The sequence below is a fragment of the Bacillus sp. SDLI1 genome (genome assembly GCF_001553895.1).
GTDB lineage: Bacteria > Bacillota > Bacilli > Bacillales > Bacillaceae > Bacillus > Bacillus siamensis.
On the sequence record NZ_CP013950.1, the window covers coordinates 1,280,776 to 1,295,670 of the forward strand.

Consider the following 14,895-nt stretch of genomic DNA (forward strand, 5'->3'; position numbering starts at 1 on the left):
CTCATCTCAGGACCGTTCCTATTAACTTGTTTTCAGTATATCATAATTTTATCTTACTTAAAAGCCATAGCTGCATTTACTGCTTTTTTCCATCCGCCGTACAATTCATCGCGTTTTTCATCTTCCATTTCCGGTTTGAATTGCTTATCCAGATTCCACTGATCGGCGATTTCAGTGCTGTCTTTCCAGTAGCCGACAGCGATTCCGGCCAAATACGCGGCACCGAGCGCCGTCGTTTCATTAATTTCCGGACGTTCGACCGGCACATCAAGCAAGTCGCTTTGGAACTGCATAAGGAAATTATTTTTAACCGCTCCGCCGTCTACACGCAACGTTTTTAAAGAGATGCCTGAATCAGCTTCCATGGCATCAAGCACATCTTTCGCCTGATAAGCGAGAGATTCAAGCGTAGCCCGGATAAAATGCTCCTTCGTCGTTCCGCGTGTCAGGCCGAAAACCGAGCCGCGCACGTCACTGTCCCAGTACGGTGTGCCCAATCCGACGAAAGCGGGCACGACATAAACACCGTCAGCGGAATCCACACGCTCTGCGTACGTCTCGCTTTCTTTCGAATCATGGAACATCCGCATGCCGTCTCTCAGCCATTGGATGGCAGAACCTGCGACAAAGATGCTTCCTTCCAGCGCATACTCGACTTTTCCGTCTAATCCCCAGGCGATCGTCGTCAGAAGGCCGTGCTCTGAAGCAATGGCTTTTTCTCCGGTATTCATGAGCATAAAGCAGCCTGTGCCGTATGTGTTTTTCCCCATGCCTTCTTCAAAGCACGCCTGACCGAACAGCGCTGACTGCTGGTCTCCGGCCGCACCCGCAATCGGAATATTTTTGCCGAAGAAATGATAATCAACCGTTTTCGCGTACACATGAGAAGACGGTTTCACTTCCGGCAGCATTGATTTCGGCACGCCTAAAATGTCAAGAAGCTCGTCATCCCATTTTAATTCATGGATATTAAACATCAGCGTTCTTGAAGCGTTGGAATAATCCGTTACGTGCGCCGCGCCTCCGGACATTTTCCAGATGAGCCATGAATCAATCGTTCCGAAAAGGAGATTTCCGTTTTCCGCTTTTTCCCGCGCGCCTTCTACATTGTCAAGAATCCATTTGACTTTCGTTCCTGAGAAATAAGGGTCGATCAAAAGTCCCGTTTTTTCTCTGAATGTATCATTATATCCTTTTTCACGAAGCTCTTCGCAAATGCCGGATGTTTGTCTCGATTGCCACACAATCGCATTGTATACCGGCTTTCCGGTATCTTTATCCCATACGACCGTCGTTTCCCTTTGGTTCGTGATGCCGATGCCGGAAATTTGGTCCGCGCTGATTCCGGACTCTGAGATCACAGTCGCGATAACGGCGAGCACCGATCCCCAGATTTCGTTCGCATTATGCTCCACCCAGCCCGGCTGAGGGAAGTGCTGTGTGAATTCCTTTTGAGCGGAATGCACGATTTTTCCTTCTTTATTAAAAAGAATCGCTCTTGAACTTGTTGTGCCTTGGTCAATTGATAAAATATAGGTCTCCATGATGCCGCTCTCCTTTTTAAATATATTCAGAATTTGATAATGTTTTTCGTGATTGAGATTTCTTGGTATAAACATAGAGTATGAAAAGCAATACAACCATTATAACGCTTACAAACCAAAAGCTAGATGTCACATTTCCTTTAAACGCGGCATTGTAAAATACGCCGCCGAACGCACCGCCCATAATCGGACCGATAACGGGAATCCAGGCATATTTCCAATTTGACGGTCCTTTTTTCGGGATCGGCAGAAAGGCGTGCGCGATTCTCGGCCCCAAATCCCGCGCAGGGTTGATCGCATACCCGGTCGTTCCTCCGAGAGAAATTCCGATAGCCACGATGAGGAATCCGACAATCAGCGGGTTCAGCCCTTTTGTAAATTCATTCGCTCCGATTGCCAAAATGCCGAGCACAAGCACAAATGTCCCAATGACTTCACTTATCATATTCCCAAATGTATGAGGAATACTCGGTCCGGTCGAGAAAACGCCCAGCTTAGCGGCCGGATCATCCGTCGCCTTCCAATGCGGCAGATAATGAAGGTACACAATAACCGCACCGATTATTGCTCCGATCATCTGTCCAGCAATATAGACAGGGACTTCTTTCCAAGGAAAACTGCCTTCAAGCGCAAGGCCTATCGTTAAAGCCGGATTCAAGTGAGCGCCGCTGATTCCGCCGACAGCATATGCCGCCATGGCTACTCCAAGCCCCCAGCCGAATACAACAACAATCCATCCGGATTGGTATGAAAGCGATTTCTTTAAATTGACTCCCGCACAAACGCCGCCGCCGAAAATAATAAGCAGCATTGTACCGATTACTTCTCCCCAAAATGCTGTCATCATCATTCCTCCTAAATGACATAATAGCAGGTTTGACAGAGTTATAGAGAATAAAAAACCCACAACAGACCGCTTTACGCTTTATTGCTGCCGTAAAGAGCTGTTGTGGGTCTCCGGGTCTCCATCACATAGTATTAACCTAGGTCTATTGTAACAACGGGTGTAAGCGGTGTCAATCTTTTTTTGTCATAGAATGTTCATATTTAGCCCACAGCTCGGTGTCTGAAGTCGTGACAGCCGTGGCCCCCGCCTGCAAAGCGTTTTCAACATCCTGTTCCGTGCGGATAAAGCCGCCGGCAAAAATCGGAATGCCCGTCATCTCTTTAATTTCCCGGATTAAAGTCGGAACGATGCCCGGGAGAACCTCGATAAAGTCAGGCTTATGCTTCCCGACGAATTCCATGCTCTTTTCCATCGCGCTCGTATCCAAGAGAAACAGACGCTGGATCGCATATATTTTCTTTTGTTTCGCTTTGACGATGACGGCCGATCTCGTCGAAATGATGCCGGCGGGCCGGATGTCCTGACAAATAAATTCAGCCCCGTATTCATCATGCTTAATGCCGTGAATTAAATCGACGTGAACCATCAGGTGTTTTCCGTGTTTTTTCGCTTCATTCACGACACCTTTTAATTGACCGAGGTGAATATCTAAAATAACGCCGTATAAGAACGGACTTTCTAAAAATGCATCGAATTGCTTCATGTTCCGGATAGCCGGTAAAATCTGCTGGTTGTGAAAACTCATGTTTTACTCCTTTACATTAAAAATCAATGCTCAGCACGCTTTCTTTGACCGTTGAAATGATGAAAGAAAGCTCCTCGTCAGAAAGGCAGAAAGGCGGTGAAAGCTGAATGACATTATTATATCCCGCTGCGGTATCGCCATTTTTCCCGACGAGCAGGCCTTTTTTCTTACAGGCGGTGATGACGTGCTGGACAGCGGCGGCATCAGCGGGTTCTTTCGTGATTTTGTCCTTTACGAGCTCGATGCCGGCAAGAAGGCCCTTTCCCCGTACATCTCCGACCGCGGGATGTTCTCTGAGCGGCTGAAGCTCCCTGAGCAGCCTTTCGCCAAGCTCCCGGGAACGGGCGATCAGATTTTCCTCCTCCATCAATTGCAGGTTTTTCAAAGCAAGGGCGCAGGCTGCCGGATTGCCTCCGAATGTATTCACGTGCCGGAAACGGCCGTACGGCTCACCGTCCGAATACGCTTCAAAAATCTCCCGTTTCACCGCCGTCGCCGACAGCGGCAGGTAAGCGCTCGTGATGCCTTTTGCCATTGTGACGATGTCCGGTGAAACGCCGTAATGCTGAAATCCGAACGGCTCTCCCGTGCGGCCGAAACCGCAGATGACTTCATCACTGATAAGCAGCGCGCCGTGGCGGCGGCAAATGTCCTCTACCTTTGCCATATACCCGTCCGGGGGCATCAGTATACCTCCGCCTGTAATAATCGGTTCCATAATAACGCCGGCAATCGTTTCGCTTAATTCCCACGTCATGATCCGGTCGATTTCATGTGCGCTTTCCAATGTGTCAGCATCGGCGGGATTCCGATAGAGATCAGGCGGCGCCGCATGCAAAAATCCTTGGGAGAGCGGCTCGTATTTGTATTTTCTCTGCGCCTGGCCGGTAGCGGCGAGCGCCCCCATCGTATTGCCGTGATAGCCTCTGTACCGGGAGATGAATTTGAAGCGGCTGTGATCGCCGTTTTCAATGTGGTATTGGCGGGCAATTTTGAACGCGGTTTCATTTGCTTCCGATCCGCTGTTGGAAAAGAAGATTACATAATCGCCGCCGAGCCATTCATTCAGTTTTTCCGCAAGTTCAATCGCAGGTTGATGGCTTTGGGTCAGCGGATAATAAGGAAGCTCCTTCAATTGGCTGTATGCCGCATCGGCAAGCTCCTTTCTCCCGTATCCGATATTGACGCACCACAGTCCTGACATGCCGTCCAAATACCGCCTGCCGTCAATGTCCGTAACCCAGGCGCCTTCCCCTTTTTGGACAATTATGCTGTCATCCGGCTCCGCCCCTTTCATCGCGTGCCAAATCAGCTCTTTATCCTTTTGTTTGAGTGACTGATTTTTTTGTACATGTTCCACACCGCTCATCTCCCTTTCAATATCATTGCACTGTATCGAAAGCTGCCCGGCTTCTGGCGCCGATTCTCTTGGTGAAGTTTTCCTCTTAATAAGAATATAAAGGCGCGGCATGGGCGAGTCAATAAAGCGGCGGCAATTAAAAAAACGCTTTCTCCCAGAAAGCGAAAGGGCTACAAGAGCATATCCCGAAACCGGGGACGGTGCAAGTATTTTTATAAAAAAACCCGCTCCTTAAACCGGAGCGGGCTTTTTTCATTTAAGATGCGTAATCCGGTAAATGTCTTTGCGCCGGTCTTTCAGCTGGCGCACGGTTCCGTTTTCACGCTGCCTTCTTAAAATTTCAAGGTCAACGTCCCCGATCACAACCATTTCGATATTCGGGTTCGTTTCACCGACGATTCCGTCTCTGGCAAATTCAAAATCAGACGGAGCAAAAATGGCTGACTGTGCGTATTGAATGTCCATATTTTCTGTTTGCGGCAGGTTCCCGACCGTACCTGAGATGACAGTGTAAATTTGGTTTTCAACCGCTCTCGCCTGAGAGCAGTATCTTACGCGCAAGTAGCCTTGGCGGTCTTCAGTGCAGAACGGCGTAAAGATAATTTTCGCCCCTTGATCCGCGGCAATTCTCGCAAGCTCCGGAAATTCAATATCGTAGCAGATCTGAATGGCGATCTTTCCGCAGTCTGTATCAAATACGCGCACTCTGTCTCCGGCGCTGATGCCCCACCATTTCCGCTCATTCGGCGTAATGTGAAGCTTATACTGTTTTTCAATCGTGCCGTCACGTCTGAATAAGTAAGCGATGTTATAAATTTTCCCTTCTTCTTCAACGAAGTGGGAGCCGCCGATGATGTTGACATTATATTTCACCGCGAGATCTGTAAAGAGGCTGATATAGTCCTCTGTATATTCGGTAATCCTCTGAATGGCCAGACTCGGAGAACGCTCCTCGAGGAATGACATGAGCTGCGTCGTGAAAATCTCCGGAAATACCGCGAAATCAGATCTTGCATCGGAAGCCACATCCACATAATATTCAACCTGATTGGCAAATTCCTCGAAGGAATAAATCTTTTTCATTTCATACTGGATGACGCAAATACGCACCGGAAATGCCGATTTGTAATAGCGCTTCGACTGCGGCAGGTAATCGACATTGTTCCACTCCATTAATGTCGCATATTTAATGGACGCGGTGTCATCCGGGAGATAATTCGGATTGATCCGCATGAGCGTAAATCCGTTCATCAGCTGAAAGGAAAGCACCGGATCATAAATCTGATGGCGCGTCACCTGTTCGACATAGGCTCTCGCCGTCATTTCTTCCGCATATTTATGGTAATTCGGAATCCGTCCGCCGATAATGATGCTTTTCAGGTTTAATCGTCTCGCCAGGTCTTTTCTCGCTTCATACAGCCGGTGTCCGATCTTCATCCGTCTGTATGCCGGATGCACCATCACTTCAATTCCGTACAGTCCGGATTGTGGTTCGTGATGTAACCGTCGTCTGTAATGTCCTGCCATGTGTGGCGGTCATCGTATTCATCGAAATTGATGATCAGGCTGGAGCATGATCCGATAATTTCCCCTTCATACTCGGCGCAAAACTGACCTTCCGGAAAATGCGCGAGATGGCTGATTAAATGCTCAGGCTCCCAAGGCTCCATCCCCGGGAAACAATCCTTTTGCAGCTCAATAATTTTGTTGATATCTTTCTCTTCCATGTTCCGTATGACCATTTTCTTTTCAAAACGGGTCAGATCAAGTTTCTCAGACAATGCCGCTTCCCCCTGCCGATTCGTTTTGATTGTTCAAGCGCTGTAAAAGTAATTCAAGTTCCATTTCCGCCATCGATTCCAGTCTGTGATCGTATTCTTCAAACAACAGGGCGCTTGTTACCTTATTCGGTACGATCACACATTTCATGCCGGCACGTTTGGCTGCGATTGAGCCATTGACGGAATCCTCAAAAGCAAGACATTCGGAAGGTTCGACGCCTAAATGTTCCGCCGCTTTCAAATAGAGTTCCGGATTCGGCTTCACTTCTTCTACGTCATCCGCCGTCTGAATCACTTCAAATTCATCAAACAGGCCTAACTCCTTCAGGTGGCCCGATACCCATTTGAAATCTGAGCTTGAAGCAAGCCCCACCTTCAATCCTAATTCTTTCGCCGCGGCTAAATAAGCCTCCACCCCGGGACGCGCCGTTTCCGTTTTCATCCGCTGATCGAAGCGCGCACGTCTGATCGCCGTCAGTTCGTCATGATCGAGCTTTCTTCCCAGCTGCTCCTCTAAATACGCGAACGGCTTAAACCCCGCGGCCGTTCCGATCACCTTTCCCCAGACAGATAAAGGCAATGTCGATCCGTGTTCTTCAAACATTTCTTGCAGCACTTCATATTCATGGGTTTCTGTATCTAAAATTAACCCGTCAAAATCAAAGATTAATGCTTTTATCACTGCTTACAGCTCCTTTAGTTAACGTATTGTGACCTATGTATACACTATACCGTGAATTTCTTTCGCGTTCAAAATGTAACATTCGGACGGAAAGAAGAGCCTGCATGAATGCAAGCTCTCTTGATCCGTTACTGTGAGTTTTGGCTGGAAATATTAGAAAGAGCTGCTCCCGCAGACTCGTTTGAACGCTGATCGACCGCTAAGTCTCCAAGCGCAACGATCCCGACCAAATGATTTTGATCAACAATGGGAAGGCGGCGGATTTGGTGTTGGGCCATCAGGTGTGACGCCTCTTCAAGACTCATCTCCGGGTTTCCGGATACTACTTTAGAAGACATCACGTGCGAAACAGGTGTTTGGCCGTCGCGGCCTTGAGCCGTTGTTCTCAATGCGATATCACGGTCTGTCAGCATCCCTTTTAATTCCCCTCCGTCAACGACGGGAATCGCTCCGACATTATGCTGATGCATCAGCGCGGCCGCTTCCTGAATCGTTTGATTGGGAGAAACGGTAGCCACGTGGGTAGTCATTGATTGTTTGATTGAACTCATTGTAAAGCACCCCTTTCGCCATTTATTATGCTCAGGGGTTTGTCTCATTATAAAGGGAGTTAGAGGAAAGAAATTGTGGTATCATGTCAAAGAAGCAAAAAAGAGCCTGTAAAAAGGCTCTTTACATCCGTCAGATCAGCCTTCTGTGACCGCAGGCTTCTGATTCGGCTCTTGTCTCGAAATCATCATAGGTAAACGGAAAATTCATTCCGCAATCATTCAGCAAAGCGCAATTTTTATCAAACAGCGCCCGCTCTTTGGCATCATATACCGCGTGCGGCTTTGACAGCATGATATGTACCGTTTGCAGACAAGCCATAATTTGAAATGCTTCTTTTAACGTTCCTTGGTAAAGTTGGTTTTGTAAAGACAATACGCCCTTTTTTTTAAAGCGCTGCATTTCCAGTTCGGAGAAATAAAGAGGAAAGACATTTTGGAACAGTTCAGAGGAAAGCTCTTGTATCGCGCTTTCTTGTCCGTCAGTCGCTGCGTTGACAATTCTCACATCAATCACCTTTCTTGCCATGTGAATATCCTTAATCTTTATCAAGAATAGCACAGAAAAAAACGCGAAAGCTAAGGTAAGTGTTTCCTATTGGAACAGCCGCTTTCCGCTTGAAAAAGGAGCTTTATGATATGAAACAAAATGACCGCGGGCTGGAACTTCTGATAACGGAAAAGCACGCCGGACAATGGCTGTTTTCAGTCCTGAAATCAGAATTTCAGGCATCAAAACCCGTGATAACCGAATGGATGAACCAAGAAAGCATTCAGGTCAATCGCACATCTCCCAAAAACAACATCATCCTGAAAACCGGAGACCGCCTGTTCATTGATCTTCAGGAAAAAACGGAGTCATCGGTGATCCCGGAATACGGGGAAGCGGAAATCTTATTTGAGGACAATCATATGCTGATTGCAAATAAGCCGGCGGGGATGCCGACTCATCCGAATGAAGAGGGTCAGACCGGAACCCTCAGCAATCTGATCGCTTACCATTTTCAAATCAACGGCGAACAAGCGAAAGTCCGCCATGTTCACCGGCTTGACCGGGACACGTCAGGTGCGGTCGTTTTCGCTAAACACCGCCTGGCTCATGCCATCCTCGATCGGCAGCTTGAAACCAAAACATTAAAACGAACCTATATCGCCGCAGCGGAAGGAAAAGTGACGCCGAAAAAAGGCACGGTTGATTCGCCGATCGGCCGCGACAGGTCACATTCCGTCAGACGGCGCGTCTCACCCGGCGGACAAGCCGCCGTCACCCATTACAAGGTAAAAGGCTATCATTCCGGCGCGCAGCTTTCTCTGGTCGAGCTTGAATTGGAAACCGGAAGAACACATCAAATCAGAGTGCATATGGCAAGCATCGGCCATCCGTTAGCGGGAGATGACCTGTACGGCGGAAGCCGGGCGCTGTTTCACAGACAGGCGCTTCACGCCAAAAAGGTCAGCGTCGTCCATCCGGTCTCCGGAGAAGAAATCATTGCCGAAGCGCCGATGCCCGCTGATCTGGCACACTTTGCCGACACGTATTTTTCTTAAACCGGGTAAGCATATATAATATATCGTTTCGGTGCATTTCCGATGTAAGAAAACGGATAGCAAGTGGTCAGGATCAGTTCCTCCCGCTCGTGCTGAAGGGTGATGACGGACGTATCATTCCGGCTGACGATTTTTGTATGGCTGATTTTATAAGAAAACGCGCCGTAAGACAGAATCACGTTCAGCCTGTCTCCTTTTTTCAGTTCGCCGGTCCGTCGGAACACCGTGTCCCTGTGGCCGGATAATACGATTTGGCCGTGTTCATCCGGATAATAGCTGTCTTTGTAATGGCCGACGCCTTTTGCTAAATCGTCTGCGTCAGTCCCTTCCACGATCGGGAGCTCAGCATCAATTTTAGGGATCTCTAAAATACCGCTTGCTTCACCTGTTTTAGGATGAAATTCTTTTTTGCGCTGCGCCAAAACGGCTCTATTCGTTTCTTTCTTTGCCAGAACGGGTTCAGCCGTTTTTTTTGCTTCTTGAAGCGATTGGTTTGTCTTCATATGTGAATCGACGATCTTCCAGCTTCCGTAGCATGTGACGATGACACCGATAATGATGACAAGAAGCGGAATATGTTTCAGTTTATTCATGGTGTGCGGTTGCTCCTTTTCTTTCTGAAAAGCCAATATACGCCGGCGCCTGTGATCACCAGTCCGGCCAGTGCCGTCTGATGGCTGCCCGCTGAAGTATCAGGTAATGGACGGCCTTTTTGTGTGCCGCTTTCAGTCTGTTTTGTGCTTTCTTCCGGATTTGCCGCCGGCGACGGACGGGTTTTGGAAGCTGTTTCTTTTATAATGGGACGCTCTGGTTTTTTGGCTTGGTCAGGCTGTTTTGCAGCATCCGGGTTTTTAGCGGGTTTTTCCGCTTGGGGTTTTTCTGTTTTATCAGGTCTGGTGCCGCCCGGTGTTTCCCCTTTTCCCGGCTGACTGCCGGTGTCATCAGGTGTTTCGGTTGCTGATGCCGTGCGGATGCGGCCGTCGGTTTGATAAGAAATCGGAGCGGAAAAGCTTTTGACATAGTCTACTGTCGCTTCCAAATCCTCAGGCCCCGTCACCGGATTCTTGCCGAGTTTCCCGATCGGGCCGTATTTGGCCCCCGCTGCCGTTGCCATAAATTGATTGACTGTTAATGTATATCCTTTCTCGGGCTGTATGTCTGTCCCGTCCGCCATTTTCATATCAATCGCTTTTCCGGTTTCCGGGTTCCATGTATAGGAAAAACCGCTGATGCTGTAATCCGGTCCGTAAACCGGAGAAATTTGCGCGTTGATGATCTCCCGCAAATCTTTTCCTTTGATTTCAAGCTTCGTCAGCACATTGCCGAACGGCTGAACATTATAAAGGTCTCCCCATGTAATCGGTCCTTTTTTTATGCCGTCCCGGATGCCGCCGCCATTCATAAGCGCAAAATCGGATTTCATCTTCGTTTTCATACCGTCGGCAATCAGATTTCCAAGCGCCGTGTCGCCGTCATTTGAATAGCCGCCCGTTATATCATGGGCCGCTTCCCCGACCGCTTCGCTGATAATCGGTTTCACTTTCTCTTCATATTTGCTTAATATGCCTGCCGCATCCGGGTCCGGCTTGATTTTACTTTGGTCGATATATTGGATTTCCGCTGATTTTTTCACGATATCCTTCGACTCTTTATCAAGTTCAAGATCGGCGATTCCGATTGCTTTTCCGTATTCAAATGCCTGCACGATCAGCTTGCCGTTGACTTCTCCGTTTACGACTTTATGATTGTGCGCGGCGAAAATCACGTCAATCTCTGAGTCTGTCCCGCCGGCAAGCTTTGCGGCTTCTCCCGTGATCGCACTGCCGTTTTGTTCAGCAGACATATGAGCGAGCACGGCGATGGCTTTAATTCCTTTTTTCTTCAGGTCAGCGGCGGCGGCATTGACGGCTTTTACCTCATCCGTAAACGTGATGTTTTTAATTCCGTCCGGAATGACCATTCCTGCTGCCGATCTGGTTACAACTCCGATAAATGCAACCGGAATTCCGGAAACGTATTTGATTTCATACGGCGGCAGAAAGGGCTCTCCTGATTTCAGTTTACAGTTGGCGCAGACGAGCGGGAAATTTTGGCCGTCATAACCGCTTGTCCCCTTTCCGTCCGGATGATCTCCTCCATTGATGATCCGTTTAAGCTCATTTGTTCCTTCATCGAATTCATGATTGCCGACAGTCCCGGCGTCAAACCCGATGTCTTCCATCAGTTCTACTGTCGGTTCATCTTGAAAAAGGGCTGACACGGGAGAACTGCCCCCGATCATATCGCCCGCGTGCACCACGAAGGCGTGTTCTTTTTCGGCTTTTGCTTTTTTAATGTACGCCGCAGCGTAGTCCATTCGGCCGAACATGTCATCCGGTTTACCATCTCCGTTAAGATCAAGCTCATATTGCTGATCAATTTTTCCGTGCAGATCATTCATGCTGATGATTCTGAGCGGGACACGGCCGGTGTCTTCAGTATGCTGTTCTTGATTCGCCTTATCCGTTCTACTCTCATTCAGCGGTCCGGCTTGTCCGATTGCTGCCGCATCTTTCACGCCGGAGACCATAAAACAAGCCATCAGCACACAGCACGAAAGACGCATCCCCCTTTTTTTCTTCATTCATTTCCCCCCTTGTCTTCTAAGAAATACGTTAGCTTATTTTCTTAAAAATCACACCACTTTTTTTGTAAAGATTGTCTTCACTGGCGCAAAATAGTAAATAGTCCCCATGTAACGAAATCGGTCTGCACGTATAACGGATCAGCTTTTTTCACATCTTAATGATGATTTGACATGAAGGAGGAAAACAATCAGTGGAACAGCAGCAGAATCAGCAGCCGCCAGTAAATCAGGGGATGCCGGGTTCACCGCAAGTGAATCACGGAGGACATGAGCTTTTCGATATGCATGAAGTCCTGGCCGGAACAGTCGGCGTCCTGGATCAATTTATGATGCTCAGACAATTTATACAGGATCAGCAGCTGGCGGATATTCTTGACCGCCAATACCAATTCATTCTCGGACTTTATAATCTGACGGCAGAATGCTTTAAGACCGGCCAAAAGCCTTCTCAGGAAACTTCGACATATATGATGAAGGAACAGAACCAAGCCGTGTACGGCATAAAACCGACACAGCCGAAAAAACCGAATCAATCCTTAAATGATGTCAAAGATCTCGGGATAAGCGGCCATATGCTCGGCCTGATTAAAGCTCAAGCTTCTCTTTTGACGATGAGCTCGCTTGAAATGACCAATCCCGTGATAAGAAGAGTGCTCTCCGCCCAAATTCAGCAATATGTTGAAATGGCATTTGAAATCTTCTTGTACCAAAACAAACACGGTTATTATCAAGTTCCTCAGCTTAATGCACAAGATATGCAGACGATGCTGAATTCATTTGGGCCGGCTCAGGGACAGCCGCAAATGCCTCCGATTAAAGGACAAATGGGGCAGCAGCAAAACCTGCATTGATTAAGAAACGGCGTTGGATACCCGACTCTCCAATGCCGTTTTCTTTTTTTCATATGTTTTTGTGAAATCACGTTCAAACTGTTTCAGGGTTTCTTTGGCGGCCGCTTCAAAGCCTTTTTCAAAATCCTGTGTTTCGGCGGTTTTGTTGATAATGGTTAAGATAATGCCTTCTCCGAATGTATCGGTTAAATCCTTTATCATATAGAAGCTTTGCAAATATACATCCGTCTCATATACCATCCGCGATTTCTGCCATTTTCGGTCGGTCGTTAATTGATCAAACGGCACGACGGAAAATGCAATCGGATCAATGACTACATCATAATGCGCAACCCATTCGCTCAGCCCCTCATGAAACCAAAGCGGAAATTCAGACGTAGACGTTCCCATTTGCCGCGTTTTTTGATGAAACGCATAGTGCGTATATTCATGAATAATCAATTGTTTATACATAAAAACGGCCAGCTCATCTTTTTTCAAAAGCTGTTTTTTCTCTTCAGGCAAAAGCCCCATCATCTGCTCCTGCTCTGAATAAAAACCGACTACGTTTTTCAAGCCGGAATATTGCTCAATTTCAGCTTCATCCGCAAAGAAAATAAGTTCAAGAGGCGCTGTTCCTTTATAGCCGACAATGATTTGATTGATACGCTTTGCGTAGTCTAACGTAAGCTTGGTCAGGTCCAAGAGCGGCTTTTCATCCGCCGTATAGTAAATCGCTGTATGTTTGTAAATTTCTTTATTCATGTGTTCAGTCACTTGTTCCTTCGTCGGAACAAAGCGGCTGTTTTGGCCCGACAGGACGTACATCAAACTTACCGAAATGGCTGAACTGACAGCCAATATGACAAGGACCCCGCACAGGATCAGAGTGAATGCCGCCCGTTTCCCCATGCCGTCACGCAAACAAGCTCCCTCCCCGATCCTTCAATTTTCATCTCATTCTTTACTTTATGCGCCGGAAGGTTTGGCCGTGACGGCAGATAAAATAAAAAAGCCGCAGCAAATGCGGCTTTTCCATTCATTTCATTTATTTATTGGGGGTTGGGAATACACGCTGCACCATTTGGCCGAATTCATCAAACAGACCGGATACCGGGTGGCCGTTTTTGATTCGTTTTCCGTAGCCTTGCATACGTTCCACGAAATCCGGATTCGCTGATACATATACTGTCCGGACATGTTTATCGGCTGATTTCACCTTATCGGTAATCTTATTTTTCAAATGGTTGGCGATGGCGCCTTTTTGCCCGTTTGTCAAAACAACAGCAACATAAGCGGTGTTTCCGGCAATGATCACAGTTGCATTTTTAACTTCTTTCAGATCAGTCACCTTGTCTGCGGCTTTATCGGCAACGCTCAGGTTACGGTCGTTATTGTGATCTGCGGTGTTTTGGTTATGACGGTTCCCTGTATTCATATTTGTCGCACCGTCGTTAGGCGTGTTGCGGTAATTTACATTTTGGGTGCGGTTGTCATTTCGTTTTCCTTCTCCCTGGTTTCCCATACTGCACCCTGCTGTAATCAGCATCGGCAGAAGAAGGGCAGAGATAACTGCTTGTTTTTTTATCATGTGAATTCCTCCTTTCTCACTTTACGTATAGGTTTTTCTATTCGGCTGGATTTATGCACTCCGTTTGCATTTTGAGCGGTTTGGATAAATATCAGAAGGAAAGGAAAAGATAAATGTAATCACTAGAATGAGGAGGGATTTAACTTGTTCAGACAAAAAAAAGGCATCAGCCCGACAGCGCTGCTGATCGGCTCATCACTTTTGATTGCAGCTTTATCACCGGAAATCCGCCGCAAAATCACCGGAATGGTTTCAGGCCGAATGCAGCATAAAGATGACGCACACTCCATGCAGCCTGCTGAGATGATTAAGCAGGCTTTCGGCGGAGAATCCGGCGGACAGCAGCACACGGACAAAGCACGGCACTCACAAGGCGGCTCCATGCAGCCTGCCGAGATGATCAAACAGGCTTTCGGCGGAGAATCCGGCGGACAGCGGCACACGGACAAAGCACGGCATTCACCAAGCGGCTCCATGCAGCCCGCCGAGATGATCAAACAGGCTTTCGGCGGAGAATCCGGCGGACAGCGGCATGAGCAGACTTCCGGCCAACACTCCGGCTCATCTTCATCGTCTCATGAACATAGCCGGAGCCATACGGACGGACAGGCGGACCGCCGAAAAGAGACTTCGGCAAAGCCTCACTATACGGAGCCGATTCACTTTGAAGAAAGCGCGGTAAATGTTTTAAATGACAGCACCGTGATGAATATGCTGGAAGATCTGGAACCCGGAAATCATTAAAAATACGCGACTTCGTTTTTTAACCGATTTGAAGAAGTTCCCTTAATCA

The 14,895-nt window shown here is 47.8% G+C and carries 14 protein-coding genes and 1 pseudogene; 3 read left to right on the top strand and 12 right to left on the bottom strand.

All coding sequences use genetic code 11. From position 1 onward, the window contains the following. Window positions 1-53: 53 nt before the first annotated feature. From glpK to AUL54_RS05865, 8 genes and pseudogenes are all read right to left on the bottom strand, one after another. Window positions 54-1,544 carry a glycerol kinase GlpK gene (glpK, locus tag AUL54_RS05830; protein ID WP_060963203.1) on the bottom strand — a complete coding sequence of 497 codons (1,491 nt, stop codon included), beginning with the start codon at window positions 1,542-1,544 and terminating at the stop codon, window positions 54-56. 16 nt (window positions 1,545-1,560) lie between these two features. Then, on the bottom strand, window positions 1,561-2,388 hold the full coding sequence (locus AUL54_RS05835; protein ID WP_060963204.1) for an MIP/aquaporin family protein: 828 nt from the start codon (window positions 2,386-2,388) through the stop codon (window positions 1,561-1,563). A 172-nt stretch (window positions 2,389-2,560) separates the two neighbouring features. Beyond that, on the bottom strand, window positions 2,561-3,136 hold the full coding sequence (locus AUL54_RS05840) for a glycerol-3-phosphate responsive antiterminator (RefSeq protein WP_016938410.1): 576 nt from the start codon (window positions 3,134-3,136) through the stop codon (window positions 2,561-2,563). A 16-nt stretch (window positions 3,137-3,152) separates the two neighbouring features. Beyond that, on the bottom strand, window positions 3,153-4,505 hold the full coding sequence (locus AUL54_RS05845; protein WP_101605564.1) for an aspartate aminotransferase family protein: 1,353 nt from the start codon (window positions 4,503-4,505) through the stop codon (window positions 3,153-3,155). A gap of 243 nt (window positions 4,506-4,748) precedes the next feature. Then, window positions 4,749-6,277 (bottom strand): annotated as a pseudogene (locus AUL54_RS05850) (GNAT family N-acetyltransferase). Beyond that, on the bottom strand, window positions 6,270-6,959 hold the full coding sequence (locus AUL54_RS05855) for an HAD family hydrolase (RefSeq protein ID WP_060963206.1): 690 nt from the start codon (window positions 6,957-6,959) through the stop codon (window positions 6,270-6,272). The pseudogene AUL54_RS05850 and the gene AUL54_RS05855 overlap by 8 nt, the downstream one beginning before the upstream one ends. 128 nt (window positions 6,960-7,087) lie before the next feature. Beyond that, the gene (locus tag AUL54_RS05860; protein ID WP_016938414.1) at window positions 7,088-7,510 is read right to left on the bottom strand and encodes a CBS domain-containing protein; all 423 of its coding nucleotides are present in this window, start codon (window positions 7,508-7,510) and stop codon (window positions 7,088-7,090) included. A 130-nt stretch (window positions 7,511-7,640) separates the two neighbouring features. Then, on the bottom strand, window positions 7,641-8,036 hold the full coding sequence (locus AUL54_RS05865) for a DUF5365 family protein (protein ID WP_060963207.1): 396 nt from the start codon (window positions 8,034-8,036) through the stop codon (window positions 7,641-7,643). A 110-nt stretch (window positions 8,037-8,146) separates the two neighbouring features. On the opposite strand from AUL54_RS05865, the gene AUL54_RS05870 reads away from it, so the two are divergent. Further along, a complete protein-coding gene (locus AUL54_RS05870) occupies window positions 8,147-9,055 on the top strand; it encodes an RluA family pseudouridine synthase (RefSeq protein ID WP_060963208.1) in 909 nt (302 codons plus the stop codon). Here the strand turns inward: AUL54_RS05870 and AUL54_RS05875 are convergent. Further along, the gene (locus AUL54_RS05875) at window positions 9,052-9,648 is read right to left on the bottom strand and encodes a class D sortase (RefSeq protein ID WP_060963209.1); all 597 of its coding nucleotides are present in this window, start codon (window positions 9,646-9,648) and stop codon (window positions 9,052-9,054) included. The two genes, AUL54_RS05870 and AUL54_RS05875, sit on opposite strands and share 4 nt — an antisense overlap. Next, the gene (locus tag AUL54_RS05880) at window positions 9,645-11,678 is read right to left on the bottom strand and encodes a 5'-nucleotidase C-terminal domain-containing protein (protein WP_060963210.1); all 2,034 of its coding nucleotides are present in this window, start codon (window positions 11,676-11,678) and stop codon (window positions 9,645-9,647) included. The genes AUL54_RS05875 and AUL54_RS05880 overlap by 4 nt, the downstream gene beginning before the upstream one ends. A gap of 194 nt (window positions 11,679-11,872) precedes the next feature. Between AUL54_RS05880 and AUL54_RS05885 the strand changes: the two genes are divergently transcribed. Then, window positions 11,873-12,532 carry a spore coat protein gene (locus AUL54_RS05885; protein WP_060963211.1) on the top strand — a complete coding sequence of 220 codons (660 nt, stop codon included), beginning with the start codon at window positions 11,873-11,875 and terminating at the stop codon, window positions 12,530-12,532. Here the strand turns inward: AUL54_RS05885 and AUL54_RS05890 are convergent, their stop codons facing one another. Together AUL54_RS05890 and AUL54_RS05895 are read right to left on the bottom strand one after the other, a co-directional pair. Then, window positions 12,533-13,435: a hypothetical protein gene (locus AUL54_RS05890; RefSeq protein WP_060963212.1), complete on the bottom strand. Its 903-nt coding sequence runs from the start codon at window positions 13,433-13,435 to the stop codon at window positions 12,533-12,535. Between the two features lie 124 nt (window positions 13,436-13,559). Then, complete coding sequence (locus tag AUL54_RS05895) at window positions 13,560-14,102, bottom strand: YhcN/YlaJ family sporulation lipoprotein (RefSeq protein ID WP_060963213.1); 543 nt, start codon at window positions 14,100-14,102, stop codon at window positions 13,560-13,562. A 144-nt stretch (window positions 14,103-14,246) separates the two neighbouring features. Between AUL54_RS05895 and AUL54_RS05900 the strand changes: the two genes are divergently transcribed. Continuing rightward, a complete protein-coding gene (locus tag AUL54_RS05900; RefSeq protein WP_060963214.1) occupies window positions 14,247-14,846 on the top strand; it encodes a hypothetical protein in 600 nt (199 codons plus the stop codon). The last annotated feature ends 49 nt before the right edge of the window (window positions 14,847-14,895 follow it).